The following is a 15642-nucleotide window of genomic DNA, read 5'->3' on the forward strand; positions in this document are numbered from 1 at the left end:
GTCACAGGTACTGCCCGTGTGACGACCCGCTCCGGTGATCGTGTTCCCCGCCGCCGTCGGTCTCTCCCGCGGGCAGCGCGCCCTGCCGCATCTTCTCCAGTTGATCGCGGGCGGCGAGCTGTTGGGCGTACAGCGCGGTCTGCAGTCCGTGGAACAGCCCTTCGAGCCAGCCCACCAGCTGGGCCTGTGCGATCCGCAGTTCCGCCTCCGAAGGGGTTTCCTCCCTGGTGAAAGGCAGCGACAGGCGTTCCAGCTCCTGGATCAGTTCCGGTGCGAGTCCCTGCTCCAGTTCCTTGACGGAGGACCGGTGGATCTCCTTCAGGCGGAACCGGCTGGCTTCGTCCAGCGGAGCGGAGCGCACCTCCTCCAACAGCTGTTTGATCATCGTGCCGATTCGCATTACCTTGGTCGGCTGCTCCACGAGCTCGCCGAGATTTTGATCACCGTTCTCGGTCGTGGGCTCGGCGTCCCCTTCGGTGCTGTCGTCGCCGAGCGGCTGGTTCGGAGTGACCGAGGCCCCCACCGGAGTGTTCTCGTCGCCGACCACGAACATTCGTCCCGGGTCGATGTCGCTGCCGTTCATCGTTCAATGGTGCCGCGTGCGCCACACGGAACGCGAACCGGTGTGCCGGTTGCGTGACTCCGAGGCGGCGGAACTCGCCCGTGATGCCGGGTGGTGACCCCGGGGGAACTCGGGCTCGCCTGCCCGGCACCCGAGTTCCGGTCACTCCGCCCGCTGGTCATTCCGCTCGGTCGGTCGTGAGCAGGATCTTGCCGTGCACCCCGCCTGCTTCCATGAGCTCGTGCGCGCGTGCCGCCTCCCGCATCGGGAGCCGGTGCCACACGACCGGGCGGACCTCGCCACGCTCGATCATCGGCCACACCCACTGTCGTACGTCGTGCACGATCCCGGCCTTGCCGTGGGGGCCCTCCAACGGCCTGCCACGCAGTCCCAACGTCGATATACGCAGCCGCTTGACCAGCATCTTTCCCAGATCGAGTTCGGCCTTGCGGCCACCCTGCATTCCGATCACGGCCAGGTGGCCGTCGGTGGCGAGCGCGCTGAGGTTGCGGTCCAGGTACGAGCCGCCCATGTTGTCCAGAATCACGTTCGCCCCGCCGAGCCGCTTGACCTCGGTGACGAAGTCCCCCTCGCGGTAGTCCACCGCCGGGCTGGCTCCGAGCTCCTCGCACAGCCGCAGCCCGTCCTCGCTGCCCGCGGTGGCGACCACCTTCGCGCCCAGCGCGCGGCCGAGCTGTATCGCGCAGGTGCCGATGCCACCCGAGCCGCCGTGCACCAGCAGCAGCTGTTCCGGTTCGAGTCCGGCCTCGTGCACGATGTTGGACCACACCGTGCAGGCGACTTCCGGCAGTCCGGCCGCGTCCACCTGGTCGACCCCCGGAGGTACCGGCAGCAGTTGGGTGGCGGGCACCACCACCCGTTCGGCGTAGCCTCCACCCGACAGCAGGGCACACACCCGGTCCCCGGGCCGCCAGCCGGTGACCCCGGGGCCGGACTCGACCACGGTGCCCGAGCACTCCAGCCCGAGCAGCTCACTGGCCCCCTCGGGCGGTGGGTAGGAGCCCTGGCGCTGTGCCAGATCGGCCCGGTTGACCCCGGCGGCGGTCACGTCGACGGCCACCTCGCCGGGGCCGGGCTCGGGCGCGGAGACCTCGCGCCACTCCAGGACATCGGGTTCGCCCGCTTCGCGGATGGTGATCGCGTGCATGCTCCCGACCGTAGCGCCGTCACGCCTCCCGGACGCGGTGAGTGCCTTTCGGCCGCGGTGTGTCGGTTTGTTCCGGTGCTGGGAAGGTGGAATTCTCGAAAGCGGCAGTGAGGGTTGTTCGGGAAAAACGGGAAATGTCTTCGTGCGTGCCGCTGGGCCGCGTGAACGGAGACATTTCGGCATCTCGACCATCCGTTCCACCGCCATGGCGTCTTGACTTTACCGGGGAGTTTTATGAACTCTTGGCCGGCACGTATTCACCCGATACGGGGAGCAAGATGACAGTGCACAACGTCCGATCAGGACGCTTCGTCGCCGCGCTGCTCGCCACCGGCGCGACCGCCGCTTTCACGGCGGTTCCCGCTGCGGCGACCCCGGCGGCGGGGCCCGGATTCAATGTCAACGACGTGAATCGGCATCTCGTGGCATTCCAGCGGATCGCCGACCGCAACGACGGCACACGTGCTTCCGGAACGCCCGGCTATCAGGCCAGCGTGGATTATGTCGCGGGCAAACTCCGGCGCGCGGGATACGAAGTGTCCACTCCCGACTTCGAATACACCAAGTACCGCCTCGATTCGGTCTCGCTGAGCGTCGCGGGCTCGTCGGTCGAGGAAGTCGGTGCGATGGAGTACTCGCCCGCCACTCCCGACGGCGGAGTCCAGGCACCGCTGTCGGTCACACCGGTGGACGACTCCACCGGTTGCCAGGCGGCCGATTACGAGGGCACGGACGTAACCGGCACCATCACGCTCGTCAAGCGGGGTGCCTGCACCTTCGCCAAGAAGCAACGGCTCGCGGCCGAGCAGGGCGCCGACGCCGCGATCATCTACAACAACGTCGAGGGAGAGCTCAACGGCACCCTGGGCGGTGGTGACGCGGGCGTGATCCCCACCGCCTCGGTCGGCAAGGCCGTCGGTGCCGACCTGGTCGCCAAGGCCGGCGAGAGCGCCACGTTGAACCTCGACGCCACCTTCGACGAGATCACCACCGAGAACGTGATCGCCGAGACCCGCACCGGTCGCAAGGACAACGTCGTGATGGCGGGCGCCCACCTCGACAGCGTGGACGCGGGGCCGGGCATCAACGACAACGGCACCGGTAGTGCCGGACTGCTGGAAACGGCCCTGGAGATGGGCGGCAGCCCCGACGTCAACAACGCGGTGCGGTTCGCCTGGTGGGGCGCCGAGGAGTCCGGCCTGATCGGTTCCACGAAGTACGTCAACGGGCTGAGCTTCGAGCAGCAGCTCGACATCGCGATGTACCTGAACTTCGACATGATCGGGTCGCCGAACGCCGGTTACTTCACCTACGACGGTGACGATTCGGACGGCGTGGGCGCCGGTCCCGGGCCGTACGGCTCGGCGCAGATCGAGCAGGACTTCACCGAGGCGATGCAGCGCCAGGGCATCGAGGTCGAGGGAACCGACTTCAACGGCCGGTCGGACTACGGGCAGTTCATCGCCGTGGGCATCCCGGCGGGTGGACTGTTCACCGGCGCCGGTGGCATCAAGACCGAGGCCCAGGCGGCCAAGTGGGGCGGCGAAGCCGGTGTCGCCTACGACCCGAACTACCACAAGGCCGGTGACGACCTCGGCAACGTCGATCGCACCGCGCTGATCCGCAACACCCGGGCACTGGCCGGAGTGGTCCAGCACTACGGGCAGACGACCGAGGACGTCAACGGGATGCGGAGCAGGGCCGAACGCGCCCGGCTGCGCAGCATGGCGATGGCGCAGCCCATGAGCCTCGCGTCGAACACCGACTCGCACGGTCACAGCTGCCAGCTTCCGCTGAAGTGAGCCGGCCCAGCTCCCGCTGAAGTGACCCGGCTGCCGTAGGGACCGGTTCACAGCACGGTCGCTCGACCGGCGAATCGACGGCCGGGGCGTCCTCGCGGCGCCCCGGCCGTTTCCGTTCGATCGGCCCCCGAGTACCGAGTGGCCCCGGCGCGGTGAAGTGGTCCCCGGGGTAGGGGCGGCGTCGATTTCTCGCGAAATCGCCGGGCAGCGTACGGCGCGGTGCCGAACTACGACCACCCTGGCAGTCGGCGCCGCCGCGGGTTCTCTCGTGGTGCTCTCGCGAGGAAGGCCCGACGTTGTGTAGTAACTACCCGATGTCGGGGCACCCGTAACTGGTTCGAACCGGCACCGGCCCGGTATCGCACCATGAGCGAGGCAGCGGGATCGTCCCCGGTGCGTGAGTCGGATGCATCGCGAGGCCGGGCCGCTCGCCGCGTAGGTCGCTACTCGAGAGCCGGCCCAACACTCCCAAGGCGCCGACTCACGTGACGGCTACCCGGCCACCCGAGCAACTTCTGTCGCGGATTCCTAGTCCAGGGCACGGCGCAGGAAGAACTTGATACCGAGCGCACCGAAGATCACACAAGCTCCCAGCAGGGCCAGCAGGCACACCCACGGCGCCATGTGCGGCACGTTCGGCAGCAGCGCGCCGCGCATGCCCTCGCTGACGTAGGTCAGCGGGTTGAACGCGCAGACGACCTGGAACCAGCGCAGCTGGTCGAGCTGTGCCCAGGGGAACTGGCTCGCACCGGTGAAGATCAGCGGAGCCAGGATCACGGCGAACATGATGTTGATCCGCCGAGGCGGTACCGCCGCCCCCACGGTGAGCCCCACTGCCCCGCCCACCAGCGAGCCGAGCACCATGCACAGCACCGCGAACGGCAGGCCGGACAGGTCCCACGCGACGTTTCCCAGCATCAGCAGCCCGATCGGGAACATCAGCAGCGCCGCGAACAGCCCCCGAAACGCGCCGAAGAGCATCTTCTCCACGGCCACCCAGGTGATCGGCAGTGGCGCGAGCAGCCTGTCCTCGATCTCGCGGGAGAACGAGAAGTCCAGCACCAGCGGGAACGAGGTGTTCTGCAGTGCCACCAGGAACGAGTTGAGCGCGATCATCCCCGGCAGCAGGATCTGGGCGTAGCCGGGCTGGGTGTAGCCGAGCTGGCCCAGCACCTTGCCGAAGATGAACAGCAGCGCCACCGGTTGCACCAGCACCTGCGCCAGGAAACTGGGCATCTCGCGTCCGGTGACGAACACGTCCCTGCCGAGCACGGCCCAGAACGCGCGTATCGAGCTCTGCGTGGTGCCGGTCATCGCAGGTCCCTGCCGGTCAGTTCGATGAATACGTCCTCCAGGCTCGCCGAGCCGAGTGAGAGGTCACTGACCGTGATGTCGTTGTCGTGCAGCTTCGCGGCGATCGGACCGAGCAGCGAACCGGGTTCACCGTCGACGTAGAGGCGCAGCTCGGTTTCCGGGGATACCCCGTCGAGGGCGGTCGAACCGCCCGGGGCTTCGACCCGCCGCACGCCGGGAATGTCCGACAGCAGGCCGGTGAGCTTGTCACTGTCGAAACCGTTCGGACGGAGCCGCGCGTCGATGGTTCCGCTGCCCGGCAGCGACCTGATCAGCGCGGTGGGGGTGTCCACGGTGAGCATCCTGCCGTGATCGACCACACCCACCCGGTCGGAGAGCTTCTCGGCCTCCTCCATGTCGTGCGTGGTCAGCACGACGGTCACTCCCTCGGAACGCAGATCGTTGACGCGGTCGTGCACGAACAGCCTCGCCTGCGGATCCAGCCCGGTGGACGGTTCGTCCAGGAACAGCACCTCGGGTCGGTGGATCAGCGCCCTGGCGATCATCAGCCGCTGTGCCTGACCGCCCGAGAGGTCGTCGATGCGTGCCTTGGACTTGTCGGCCAGGCCCATCCGTTCCATGAGTCGGGTGGCCAGCGCGTGCCGCTCGGAGCGACCGATTCCGTGGTACGAGGCGTGGAACAGCAGGTTCTGCCTGGCGTTGAGCGACCTGTCGAGATTTACCCGTTGCGGCACCACGGCGACCTTGCTCCTGGCGGCCACTGGATCACGGGCCACGTCGACCCCGCCGATCGTGGCGCTTCCACCGGTGAGCACGATCCGGGTGGTCAGAATCCCCACCGTCGTGGTTTTGCCCGCACCGTTCGGTCCCAGCAGTCCGAAGATCTCACCGTGCCGGACCCGGAAGCTCAACCCGTCCACCGCGTTGCGGGTGCTCTTTGGGTAGTGCTTGACCAGATCCGCCACTTCGACCGCAGCAGTCACCCGTCCCCCTGGCAGGAACTCGTCGTCTCGGTTGTTCCCTCTGTGGTGCTCCCATGCCACTCGTGCGGGCCACGCGGCACCGGAAACCCGTGCGGCAGCTGGGTTACTGCCGTGATTGTACGCCGCCGATCCGTGATCGAGGTCAACTTTCGCCTGTTGGCGGCCTCCTGTCGGCGGCTCCCTGCTGGCGGCCCCCTGTTGGCGTGGTGAGCGTCGAGGGCTACCCTACTGCGCGGAAGCGTGGCAGAGCGGCCTAATGCACTCGCCTTGAAAGCGAGCGGTCCGAGAGGGCCCGGGGGTTCGAATCCCCCCGCTTCCGCCGGTGTGAGCAGGGGAGACGAAGCCCGGTGGGCGGACGTTCCGCCGGGCTTCATTCGGTTCCGTCTCAGTTGCCCTCATCAAAGGGGTAGTCGGAGGCCTCGTGTGGTTCCCACAGATGGTGTCCGATCTTGTCGGTAACGGTTCCCAGCACGCGTCCGGTCACGTGCTGATAGCGCTCTGTGAGAGCGGCGTGGAACCACCCCGTCACCCCCATCGCTGTGCGATCCGGGACGCCCAGTTCGAGTAGCACGGTCGTGGCGATGTGGTGAGCGTCGTCGAACGGACATCGATCCGGTCGTACGTGTCACCACCCACATAGTGATCAACTTTCGACAACCGCGTGGGAAACGCTTTCAATCGGGAGTTGGCTTCGCTCTTTCGGGTGAAAATTCAATCCATCCGAAGTGAAAAATTATTCGCGTAACGGCTTTCGAGGTCGACTCGTTCGGTCGTTTGACCAGGTGATCGGCTTTTTGTCGGGAATTTCCCGTAATGCGTGAACAGTTGCCTGGCGATTGCTATACATCGGTGATCGGTTAGCGTTCGCTCGGAATCCGACCGTGCAGTCGAGTCGGTTCCGCGGCTGATCGTACTCGCGGGGTCGGTGAGACGACCCCCGAGGGGATCGGTGCGCACAGCGAAGGCAGCCACGGCCGCAAGGACGTTCGCAATGGAGTTCTCGGGAGTCGAGTTCCGTTACGCGGGCGGCGGGACATCCACATCCCGTCGCGCCGTCGCGGTGCTCGGTGTCCTGCTGGCCGTATTGGTCACCGGCTGTTCGGCGGCCACGTCCGAGTCGCGTCAGGCCGACGAGACCACGTCGTCGACCCGGCGCGCGAAGGTGGATCTCTCCACGCTTCCGGACGCGACCACTTTCGGAACCACGCCCGACGCACCCTCCGATCCGACACCGCGCTCCGGTACCGACGGCGTGGTGCTGCGTGTGGAGCGGGACATCGCGGTACACGATTCCGTGGGTGGTGAAGCGATCGCGCGACTACCCGCTACCCAGTTCGAATCGCCGACCTGGGTTCCGATAGTCGCCGAACGCGATGGCTGGGCACGAGTTCTGTTGCCTTCGCGCCCGAACGGTTCGACCGGTTGGGTTCGGTTGGGAACCGAGAAAGTGCACAAAGCGCACTCCCCGTACGTCGTGGATGTCGACGTGGGGAACCGCCGGCTGGTGGTGCTCGAAAATGGTCGGGAACTCGGTTCCTGGAGCGTCGGGGTCGGTTCCGTGGATACGCCGACACCGAGGGGGCGCACCTTCATTCTCGCCTCCATCCGGGAGACGGTCAGCGATTTCAGCCCGATCATTCTGCCGCTCGGGACGCACTCCGAGACCTACACCACGTACGGCGGTGGTCCCGGAACCGTCGCCTTGCACGGCTGGCCGGAGCCCGAGGTCTTCGGCACGGCGAGCAGCGACGGATGTGTCCGAGTTCCCGGTGATGCGCTGCGGTTATTGCGGTCGCTGCCGTTGGGGACGCTTGTCCGGCTGCGCTGAGTGGGCGGACGGTGAGGCGTTTTCGCCGGCTCACCGTGCGAAATCCGCAGGTATTCGACGAAGGAAGTGTGACAGTGGCCAAGAAGACATACTTCGCGGGAAGCGTGGCCGCGACGGCGGGTCTGCTGATCGCGGGCACCCCGGCTCTGGCGGACAGTGTCGACAACGACGGCATCAACGTCGGCAACGACAACAACGCCAGTGTGCTGCCGGTCCAGCTCTGCGGTAACAACGTCGCCGTGCTGGGGGTTGTCGCCAACGTCCTTTCGAGCCAGTCCTCCGAGTGCGTCAACGCGCCGGTGGTCGATCACCCCAAGACCGGCGACGAGGGTCCCGAGGAGCCGGAGCAGCCCGAAAACCCCGACGAACCCGAGGAGCCGGAGGGGCCCGACAACCCCGACGAGCCCAAGAAACCCGAGAAGCCGGAAGAGCCCAAGAAGCCGGAGCAGCCCGACAACCCGGAGAAGCCGGGCAAGCCGAAGGAGGAGATGCCCACCGCTCCCACTCCGGTGAGCCACGAGGGACACGCGGCCGTCACCGGCTGACGATCACCGAACGGGACCCCGTATTCGTTCCCGAAGGGCTGTCGCCCCGAAGGGGCGCGACCGACCCGGCCGGGGCGGTACGGGGTCCGGTTTCCCGGGAAGAAGCCGACGCGAGTCGGCCTCATCCCGGGAGTGAAACGTCATCCCTGGAACGAGGCGGCGGCCTTGAGCAGCGCGTCGTTCTCCTCGGGCGCACCGACAGTGATGCGCACGCCGTCTCCGGCGAAGGCCCGCACCACCACCCGGTTCTCCGCGCAGTGCGCGTCGAAGGCCGCGCTGCGTTCCCCGAGCGGCAGCCACACGAAGTTCGCCTGGCTGGCGGGAACCTCGTAGCCGAGTTCGAGCAGCGCTTCGCGTACGCGGGTTCGCTCGGTGGCGATCTCGGCGCAGCGCCGCTCCAGTTCCGCGGTCGCGCTCAGCGAGGCCACCGCCGCCCGCTGGGCTACCGCGCTCACGCTGAACGGGATGTAGACCTTGCGCAGCGCCGTGATGATCTCTGGGGAGCCCACCGCGTAGCCCACGCGCAGCCCCGCCAGGCCGTACGCCTTGGAGAAGGTCCGCAGCGACACCACGTTGTCCCGCTGCCGAGTGAGTTCCACGCCGTCCGGCGCTTCGGGGTCGGTCACGAACTCCCGGTACGCCTCGTCCAGCACCACCACCACTTCCGGGGGAACGCGCCGCAGGAAGTTATCCAGGTCCTCCCGGCGCAGCGAGGTCCCCGTCGGGTTGTTGGGAGTGCAGACGAAGATCACCCGGGTGGCGGGAGTGATCGCGGCCAGCAGCCCTTCCAGGTCCAGCTCGTGTCCAGGGGTGAGCGGAACGCGAACCTCCTCGGCGCCCGCCACGCGGGCCAGGATCGGGTAGGCCTCGAACGAACGCCACGGGAAGACGACCTCGTCCCCGGGTTCGCAGGTGGCCTGCACGATCTGCTGGCACAGCGCCACCGAACCACAGCCCACCGCGATGCGGTCGGTGGTGACCTCCAGCCGGTCGGCCAACGTTTCCACGAGTTCGGTCGCGGCCATGTCGGGGTAGCGGTGCACGTCGTGCGCCGCTCGTGTGATGGCCTCCACCACACTCGGCAGTGGTCCGGCGGAGACCTCGTTGCTCGCCAACTTGACCGAACCCGGCACCGTCCTGCCCGCGACGTAGGCGGGCAGTTTCTCGAGGTCGGAACGGATGCGCACGCTCATGGACCACTCCTTGCTCTGCTCGTGGCGACTCGTACTGGCCGCGGTGCGACAGTATCCCGCCGGGTGCTCGCGGTAGGATCTTCGGTCGATTCGTCCCTTCGTTTCTACTCCGGAAAGAGCAATGATGGGATGACTCCTCCGAAGCAATGTCGACATTCCCACGGCTCTTTTCCGTCACAGCACGTTGACGGGAGTTCACCCTCGCGTGGTTATCTGCGCGTATGATCCAAACCAGGACCGAGACGATCGCGCTCACCAATGACACCCGACTCAGACTGACGGTCGCCGAACCGGACAACGTGGTTCGAGGTGGCGTCGTGGTCCTGCACGAGGCACGAGGAGTGACGGACTACACGAGAGTCCTGGTGGCAGCGCTCGCCGAGGAGGGGTGGCTCACGGTGGCGCCGCACCTGTACCACCGGGACGGCACCGACGAACTCCCCACTGAGGAAACCCCGCACCGGGTGGCGGAACAGGTGAGCAAGCTCTCCGGCGAGTCCGTGCTCGCCGACACCGACGCCGCCTTCGTCTGGCTGGCCGATCGGGGCGTTTCCATCGACCGACAGGGCATCATCGGATTCGACACCGGTGGGAGTGCCGCTCTCATGGTGGCCGCCAGCAGGCGGCTGGGAGCGGCTGTCACCGTGGGTGGTGACGGCATCGTCACACCGCTCGCGGATGGCTTCTCGCCGCTGGTCGACATCGTGGGAGAGCTGAGCTGCCCCTGGCTCGGACTGTACGGCGAACAGGACGGCCGAACGCCAGCCGGAGAGATCGACAAGCTGCGTGCCGCCGCGACCGCCGCCGAGACCGCCACCGACGTGGTGCGCTACCCGAACGCCGATCACCGCTTCGACACCGACCCGGAGGCCGCCGAGGAGGCGTGGCAACGTGCCCGCAACTGGCTCGATCTGCACCTGCGCTGATCGGAGCTCCACTCGTCCGGCGCGGGCGGTGAATTCGCGGGAAATTTCCGCTCGAACCGCGCGGGTGTCACCTGTGGCCCCGGGAGGCGGTGGTGGGTTAGGAAGCTGTTATGACTTCAAGCACCACACCCGAGCTGCTCTGGCAACCCTCACCCGAGTGGGTTCGGCAGACCCGCATCGGCGGGTTCCGCGACTGGCTGCGGCAGCACCGGGAGCTGGACCTGCCCGACTACCGCGCGCTCTGGCGCTGGTCGGTCGAGGACCTGACCGGGTTCTGGTCGGCCGTGGCCGAGTTCTTCGGGGTCTCCTTCCACGAATCCCCCGAGCGGGTGCTGAGTGCCGAGACCATGCCGGGAGCCGAGTGGTTTCCCGGCGCACGGTTGAACTACGCGGAACACGCGTTGTGCGTGGGACCGGGCAAGGACGACGCGCGCACCGCCGTGATCTTCGAACGCGAGGACGGCCACGGCGAGACGATCACTTTCGGCGAGCTGCGCTCGCGAGTGGCCGCGGCCAGGGCGGGACTGGTCGAGCTGGGAGTCCGCAGCGGTGACCGGGTGGCGGCGCTGGTGCCGAACAGCCCCGAGACCCTGGTGGCGTTCCTCGCGACCGCCAGCCTGGGCGCTGTCTGGTCCTCCTGCTCCCCGGACTTCGGGCTGCGCGCGGTGGCGGACCGCTTCGTGCAGATCGAACCCAAGGTGCTGCTGACCGTCAACGGGTACCCCTACGGCGGCAGGGAGTTCGACATCACCGGGACCGTCGAGCAGCTCCGGCGACAGCTGCCCGGCCTCGGTGCCACGGTCTCGATCGACTACGTGACGGGTGCGGCGTCGCTGTCGGACACCGTCGGTTGGCGGGACATGGTGGAACGACACGCCGACGCGGAGCTCTCCTTCGAGTCGGTGCCGTTCGATCATCCGCTGTGGGTGCTCTACTCCTCCGGGACCACCGGGCTGCCCAAGGGCATCGTGCACGGGCACGGCGGGATCGTCCTGGAGCACCTCAAGGCGATCGGGCTGCACTGCGACCTGGGGCCGGGGGACAGGTTCTGCTGGTTCACCACCACCGGGTGGATGATGTGGAACTTCCTGGTCGGCGGGCTGCTGACCGGCTCGGCCGTCGTGCTGTTCGACGGCAGTCCCGTGCATCCCGGGACGGACACGTTGTGGGAACTGTCCGCGCGACACGGCGTGAGCTACTTCGGGACCTCCGCCCCCTTCATCCAGACCTGCCGCAAGCGGGGGCTGCGTCCGGCCACGGACCACGACCTCTCCCGGCTGCGGACCGTCGGTTCCACCGGGGCTCCGTTGACCGCCGACGGGTTCGGCTGGATCGCCGAGGAGGTCGGGCACGACGTGCAGATCGCCAGCGTCTCCGGCGGCACCGATCTGTGTACCGCGTTCGTCGGGGCCTCACCCGACGTCCCGGTGTGGCTGGGCGAGATCTCCTGCCCCATGCTGGGCGCCTCGGTCGCCGCCTACGACGAGCACGGGGACGAGACGCACGACGAGGTCGGCGAGCTGGTGCTGACCAAACCGATGCCGAGCATGCCGGTGTACTTCTGGAACGACCCGGACGGCAGCAGGCTGCTGGAGGCCTACTTCGACACCTATCCCGGCATCTGGCGGCACGGGGACTGGGTGCGGATCACCGAGCGGGGCTCACTGGTCATCTACGGGCGCAGCGACTCCACCCTCAACCGCGGTGGCATCCGGATGGGCACGGCGGAGTTCTACCGCGTGGTCGAGGGGTTCGACGAGGTTTCCGACTCGCTGGTCATCGACACTTCCGGTGCGGGGGAAACCGACGGGGAGCTGCTGTGCTTCCTGGTGCTGTCGGAAGGGGTCGAGCTGGAGACGCTGGAACCGGCGCTGCGGGAGCGGTTGCGCGACGAACTCTCGCCCCGGCACGTGCCGAATCGCTTCCTCGTGATCGGTGAGGTACCGCACACCCTCAACGGCAAGAAGCTCGAAGTGCCCGTCAAGAAGATCCTGGCGGGGGCCGCGCCGGAGAGCGCGGTCAGCATGGACGCCTTGCGGAACCCCGGTTCACTGCGACCCTTCATCGAGATGACCAGCGGTTGAGCTGATCGCGTGCCGTGCGGCGGCGGGGGGTCGGTGCCGACGATGGTCAATGACGACCCCCCGTTGTGATTCGGCACGAGGGAGTGTGTATGGTTTACATCAGTGGCCGAGAGGAACTACCCGGAGGCTTCGCCTAGTCTGGTCTATGGCGCCGCACTGCTAATGCGGTAAGGGGCAACCCCCCTTCCCGGGTTCGAATCCCGGAGCCTCCGCCAGGACTCCCACTCCGGTGGGAGTTCACAACTGAACACGCGCCCGTAGCTCAACGGATAGAGCATCTGACTACGGATCAGAAGGTTTGGGGTTCGAATCCCTACGGGCGCACTCATGGTCGAGACAGCTTGAAACCCCCGGTGCGCCGGGGGTTTTTGCTGTTCGGGGCAAGTTGACCACCTCGCTCGTGTGCTCCCCCGAGTTCGCTTCCGCGGTGATCCCAACTTGAGCGTGACGGAGCGTCTTGGATACCACCGACATCGGAACGCCCGAGGCGAGCATCAGCGTCACCGCCATGTGTCGCAAGGTGCGCAGACTCAGCCCCTCCAGGTGATCGAGCTTGGCTTCCCGAACCGCGCGGGGGTGAACACCCGCGCGTGGGGCCTACTGGGTCGGGTACTGCGATGACGATGTCATCGGGTGGTCCATCCCCGCGTGCGCGGGGCCTACCGGGACCGGCCCGGCACCGGAGGCCGGGGCTCGACGGTGCCGGGCCGTGGTTCACAGGGCGCGGAGTCCGGCGAGCAGGCGGGCGAGGGTGGTCGGGTCGCGGGGCCACCCGCGGGGTGTCGCTCCGTCGTTGCTCGCCGGATAGGTGCCTCCGTCATGGTGGTAACCGCCAGGGCTCCGCACCGGGTGCGGAGCCGGTACCGCGAGGTCACCGGACAGTGCGGGCACGTGTCCCGGTAGTCGGTAGGGGCGGAACCCGTGTCGGCCGAGGTAGGGCCGGTTCTTCCGGGCGGTCACGAGTCCGGGGCCACGATCGTGGGCGGCTCCCCTTCGTCCGCGTCCGTGTCGGTGGGAGCGTCGCGGTACTCGCGCAGCGCGGCCGAGAGCTCGTCCAACGCCTCGGCCAGCCCCTGCCGATCGGTGGCCGGAAGCCGCTTGCCGCCGAGCTTGTGGGCCGCCTCGCCTCGTCCACCATCCACTGACAACGCCGCAGCGATACGGCCAGCTGCGTGTGCGGCCGGCTCACCGGACACCGCCCCCGCCCGGCAACTGACACAGCAACCTGGTCAGCGTCTCCCGCAGGGTGCGCGCCTGCTCGGCACTCCACCGAGTGCGGTTGTAGACAGTGGGAGTGATGATCGTCAGCCGACCACCCTCGACCGACAATCGCAGTGATTCGGTGCCGTCGTGCTCGACAGTGCTACACCGCACCGATACGGGTTCCCGCATGGCGTCACCTCCAGTAGTCGAATCGAAACTAAGAGTGTTTGCAGGCTTGGAGGGACAATTGCGGGACAATACGGCCATGAGTGCGGACAACGGAGTGGCGGAACGGATCGCCCGCTTCCGCGAGCTGGCCGGGTGGAGCCAGCATCAGCTCGCCGCTCGTGCCTTCGTGTCGACCAGCCTGATCAAGAAGGTGGAGCAGGGGCGTACTCCGGCGAGTCCGTCGCTGGTGTCGTGCTGTGCGCGTGCTCTCGGGGTCGATGCCTCCGTGCTCTACGGAACCGATCCCGAGGAACAGATCACCGAACAGCACCTCGAACGGGCCGGTGTCGAAGAACTCCGAGCCGCGCTGCACGCCTATGACGACCCCGAACTCGTGAATCCGCTTCACAGCGCACCCGAACTTCAGCGGCAGTTGAATGCGGCCGAGAAGCTGCGGCATTCGTTCCGCTATCACGAGTTGTGCCGTCGTATGCCCGAGCTGCTGAACCAGCTCTACGCCCGCACTGCCTTCGACCCGGCGGATACCTCCACCGGAGAACATGCCCGGAGCATGTTGCACGACGCCTATCGGCTGGTCGCGACCCTCGGGGGGCGTTTCCACCAACCCGATATCGGTGCGATGGCTTCGGAGCGCCACGTCGCGCTCGCCCCTCGGACGGGTGATCCGTTGCGTGTCGCCCTGTCGGCCTATCACCGGCCCACCCATTTTCTGCGGCACGGTCAGTTCGCTCGCGGGCTGCGGGTGATCGAGCGAGGACACGAATCCGTGCGCGAGAGTCGGGTTCCCCAGCGGGACTCGGTGGCCATTCAACTGCACCTGCGAGCGGCTGTGCTGGCAGCCCGGGCTGGTGACACCGAACGAGCCGATACCCACATCTCCGAGGCTCGGGCAGCGCGGCAGCGCTACGATCCGCCCGTATCGCCGTACTACAACACCGATTCCAGCGCCCTGAACATCGACGTCCACTGGTGTGCGGTTCCCGTCGAGAACTACGACGGAACCGGAGCGGTGATCAGGGCCGAACAGGTCCACATCGTCGATCGGGACCGCCCCGAACGGGTGGGACACCACCACATCGACATGGCCCGTGCGTGGTTGTTGCACGGCGACCGCGAGAAAGTCATGGTGGAACTCAACGCGGCTCGACACATCTCACCGCACCACACCAGGCGTCACCCGACCGTGCGAGAAACCGTCCGGACACTCGCCGAAACCGACCGACGTGCCACCGACACCCTCGCTGGATTCGCCCGCTGGGCCGGAATACGACTCTGACAGCGGGTGAGCCTCGTGCCGCGAAGCTTCAGGATTGGCTGAGTTCAGCGTTTCGGCACTCGCACGGGAAGTGCGGTCGCGCGCCTCCGAGCAACCGCATCGCTGCGCCACCATCGGGTGAAGCGTTCGGCATTTCGACTGGTAGAGCGGTCGGTCCGGTGGGACCGTGCGGTCCGGAAAGCTCTCCGAGACGGAGGTGGACAGCATGGAAATGCCCATCGTGAACGAGTGCGACGCCACGGACTGCGCTTACAACCAGCACCAAGCCTGCCACGCCCTCGCGATCACCGTGGGAGAGCCGGCCAACCCACGGTGCGACACCTTCACCACCGCCACTTCCCCCGCGGGCGATCCCGGGGCGGTCGGCCACGTCGGGGCCTGCAAGATGTCCGACTGCGGGCACAACGTCAACCTCGAATGCCAGGCCCCCGGCATCACGGTCGGCTACCAGGAGAACATCGTCGACTGCCTGACCTACGCACCCGCGTAGATTTCTCGCGAAATCGACGGGGTGTTGGGGGACCGGACCCGGCGGGGCGGCGATTTCCCGCGAAATCGCCGGGACCGCG

The 15642-nt window shown here is 67.4% G+C and carries 15 protein-coding genes and 3 tRNA genes; 10 read left to right on the top strand and 8 right to left on the bottom strand.

The window, feature by feature from the left end:
* Position 1: 1 nt before the first annotated feature.
* The gene (locus BM150_RS07330; RefSeq protein WP_175496721.1) at positions 2 to 583 is read right to left on the bottom strand and encodes a bacterial proteasome activator family protein; all 582 of its coding nucleotides are present in this window, start codon (positions 581 to 583) and stop codon (positions 2 to 4) included.
* Positions 584 to 740: 157 nt separating this feature from the next.
* Positions 741 to 1730 carry an NAD(P)H-quinone oxidoreductase gene (locus BM150_RS07335; RefSeq protein ID WP_092925392.1) on the bottom strand — a complete coding sequence of 330 codons (990 nt, stop codon included), beginning with the start codon at positions 1728 to 1730 and terminating at the stop codon, positions 741 to 743.
* A 278-nt stretch (positions 1731 to 2008) separates the two neighbouring features.
* Between BM150_RS07335 and BM150_RS07340 the strand changes: the two genes are divergently transcribed.
* On the top strand, positions 2009 to 3532 hold the full coding sequence (locus BM150_RS07340) for a M28 family metallopeptidase (protein ID WP_175496722.1): 1524 nt from the start codon (positions 2009 to 2011) through the stop codon (positions 3530 to 3532).
* A 528-nt stretch (positions 3533 to 4060) separates the two neighbouring features.
* Here the strand turns inward: BM150_RS07340 and BM150_RS07345 are convergent.
* Together BM150_RS07345 and BM150_RS07350 are read right to left on the bottom strand one after the other, a co-directional pair.
* The gene (locus BM150_RS07345) at positions 4061 to 4846 is read right to left on the bottom strand and encodes an ABC transporter permease (protein ID WP_092925395.1); all 786 of its coding nucleotides are present in this window, start codon (positions 4844 to 4846) and stop codon (positions 4061 to 4063) included.
* Positions 4843 to 5829, bottom strand: coding sequence for an ABC transporter ATP-binding protein (locus BM150_RS07350; protein ID WP_092925397.1), 987 nt, complete (start codon positions 5827 to 5829; stop codon positions 4843 to 4845). The genes BM150_RS07345 and BM150_RS07350 overlap by 4 nt, the downstream gene beginning before the upstream one ends.
* A gap of 234 nt (positions 5830 to 6063) precedes the next feature.
* Here BM150_RS07350 and BM150_RS07355 point away from each other — a divergent pair.
* The 3 genes from BM150_RS07355 (at position 6064) to BM150_RS24425 (ending at position 8202) form a co-directional block, all read left to right on the top strand.
* Positions 6064 to 6148 (top strand) — tRNA-Ser (locus BM150_RS07355).
* 672 nt (positions 6149 to 6820) lie between these two features.
* On the top strand, positions 6821 to 7657 hold the full coding sequence (locus tag BM150_RS07365; RefSeq protein ID WP_092925401.1) for a L,D-transpeptidase: 837 nt from the start codon (positions 6821 to 6823) through the stop codon (positions 7655 to 7657).
* A 74-nt stretch (positions 7658 to 7731) separates the two neighbouring features.
* Positions 7732 to 8202 (top strand): hypothetical protein, encoded by a 471-nt coding sequence (locus BM150_RS24425; protein ID WP_139219465.1) that lies wholly within the window; start codon positions 7732 to 7734, stop codon positions 8200 to 8202.
* A 140-nt stretch (positions 8203 to 8342) separates the two neighbouring features.
* On the opposite strand, the gene hisC is transcribed toward BM150_RS24425, so the two are convergent.
* The gene (gene hisC / locus BM150_RS07380) at positions 8343 to 9395 is read right to left on the bottom strand and encodes a histidinol-phosphate transaminase (protein ID WP_092925403.1); all 1053 of its coding nucleotides are present in this window, start codon (positions 9393 to 9395) and stop codon (positions 8343 to 8345) included.
* 221 nt (positions 9396 to 9616) lie between these two features.
* On the opposite strand from hisC, the gene BM150_RS07385 reads away from it, so the two are divergent.
* From BM150_RS07385 to BM150_RS07400, 4 genes are all read left to right on the top strand, one after another.
* Positions 9617 to 10321: a dienelactone hydrolase family protein gene (locus BM150_RS07385; RefSeq protein WP_092925405.1), complete on the top strand. Its 705-nt coding sequence runs from the start codon at positions 9617 to 9619 to the stop codon at positions 10319 to 10321.
* A gap of 110 nt (positions 10322 to 10431) precedes the next feature.
* Complete coding sequence (locus BM150_RS07390; protein ID WP_092925407.1) at positions 10432 to 12405, top strand: acetoacetate--CoA ligase; 1974 nt, start codon at positions 10432 to 10434, stop codon at positions 12403 to 12405.
* A gap of 122 nt (positions 12406 to 12527) precedes the next feature.
* Positions 12528 to 12620, top strand: a tRNA-Ser gene (locus BM150_RS07395).
* 36 nt (positions 12621 to 12656) lie between these two features.
* A tRNA-Arg gene (locus BM150_RS07400) sits at positions 12657 to 12729 on the top strand.
* Positions 12730 to 13119: 390 nt separating this feature from the next.
* On the opposite strand, the gene BM150_RS07405 is transcribed toward BM150_RS07400, so the two are convergent.
* From BM150_RS07405 to BM150_RS07415, 3 genes are read right to left on the bottom strand one after another with little or no spacing between them, the layout of a single operon-like run.
* A complete protein-coding gene (locus BM150_RS07405; RefSeq protein WP_092925409.1) occupies positions 13120 to 13365 on the bottom strand; it encodes a hypothetical protein in 246 nt (81 codons plus the stop codon).
* Complete coding sequence (locus BM150_RS07410) at positions 13362 to 13553, bottom strand: hypothetical protein (protein ID WP_139219466.1); 192 nt, start codon at positions 13551 to 13553, stop codon at positions 13362 to 13364. The genes BM150_RS07405 and BM150_RS07410 overlap by 4 nt, the downstream gene beginning before the upstream one ends.
* Positions 13554 to 13590: 37 nt before the next feature.
* Entirely contained in the window at positions 13591 to 13797 is a 207-nt protein-coding gene (locus tag BM150_RS07415) for a hypothetical protein (RefSeq protein WP_139219467.1), read from the bottom strand.
* 76 nt (positions 13798 to 13873) lie between these two features.
* Between BM150_RS07415 and BM150_RS07420 the strand changes: the two genes are divergently transcribed.
* Both BM150_RS07420 and BM150_RS07425 read left to right on the top strand, forming a co-directional pair.
* Entirely contained in the window at positions 13874 to 15073 is a 1200-nt protein-coding gene (locus BM150_RS07420) for a helix-turn-helix domain-containing protein (protein ID WP_175496724.1), read from the top strand.
* Between the two features lie 205 nt (positions 15074 to 15278).
* Positions 15279 to 15563 (top strand): DUF1540 domain-containing protein, encoded by a 285-nt coding sequence (locus tag BM150_RS07425; protein WP_092925690.1) that lies wholly within the window; start codon positions 15279 to 15281, stop codon positions 15561 to 15563.
* Positions 15564 to 15642 lie beyond the last annotated feature (79 nt).

Origin of the sequence: Actinopolyspora alba (genome assembly GCF_900112765.1) — a bacterium.
In the GTDB taxonomy this organism is placed as follows: Bacteria; Actinomycetota; Actinomycetes; order Mycobacteriales; family Pseudonocardiaceae; genus Actinopolyspora; species Actinopolyspora alba.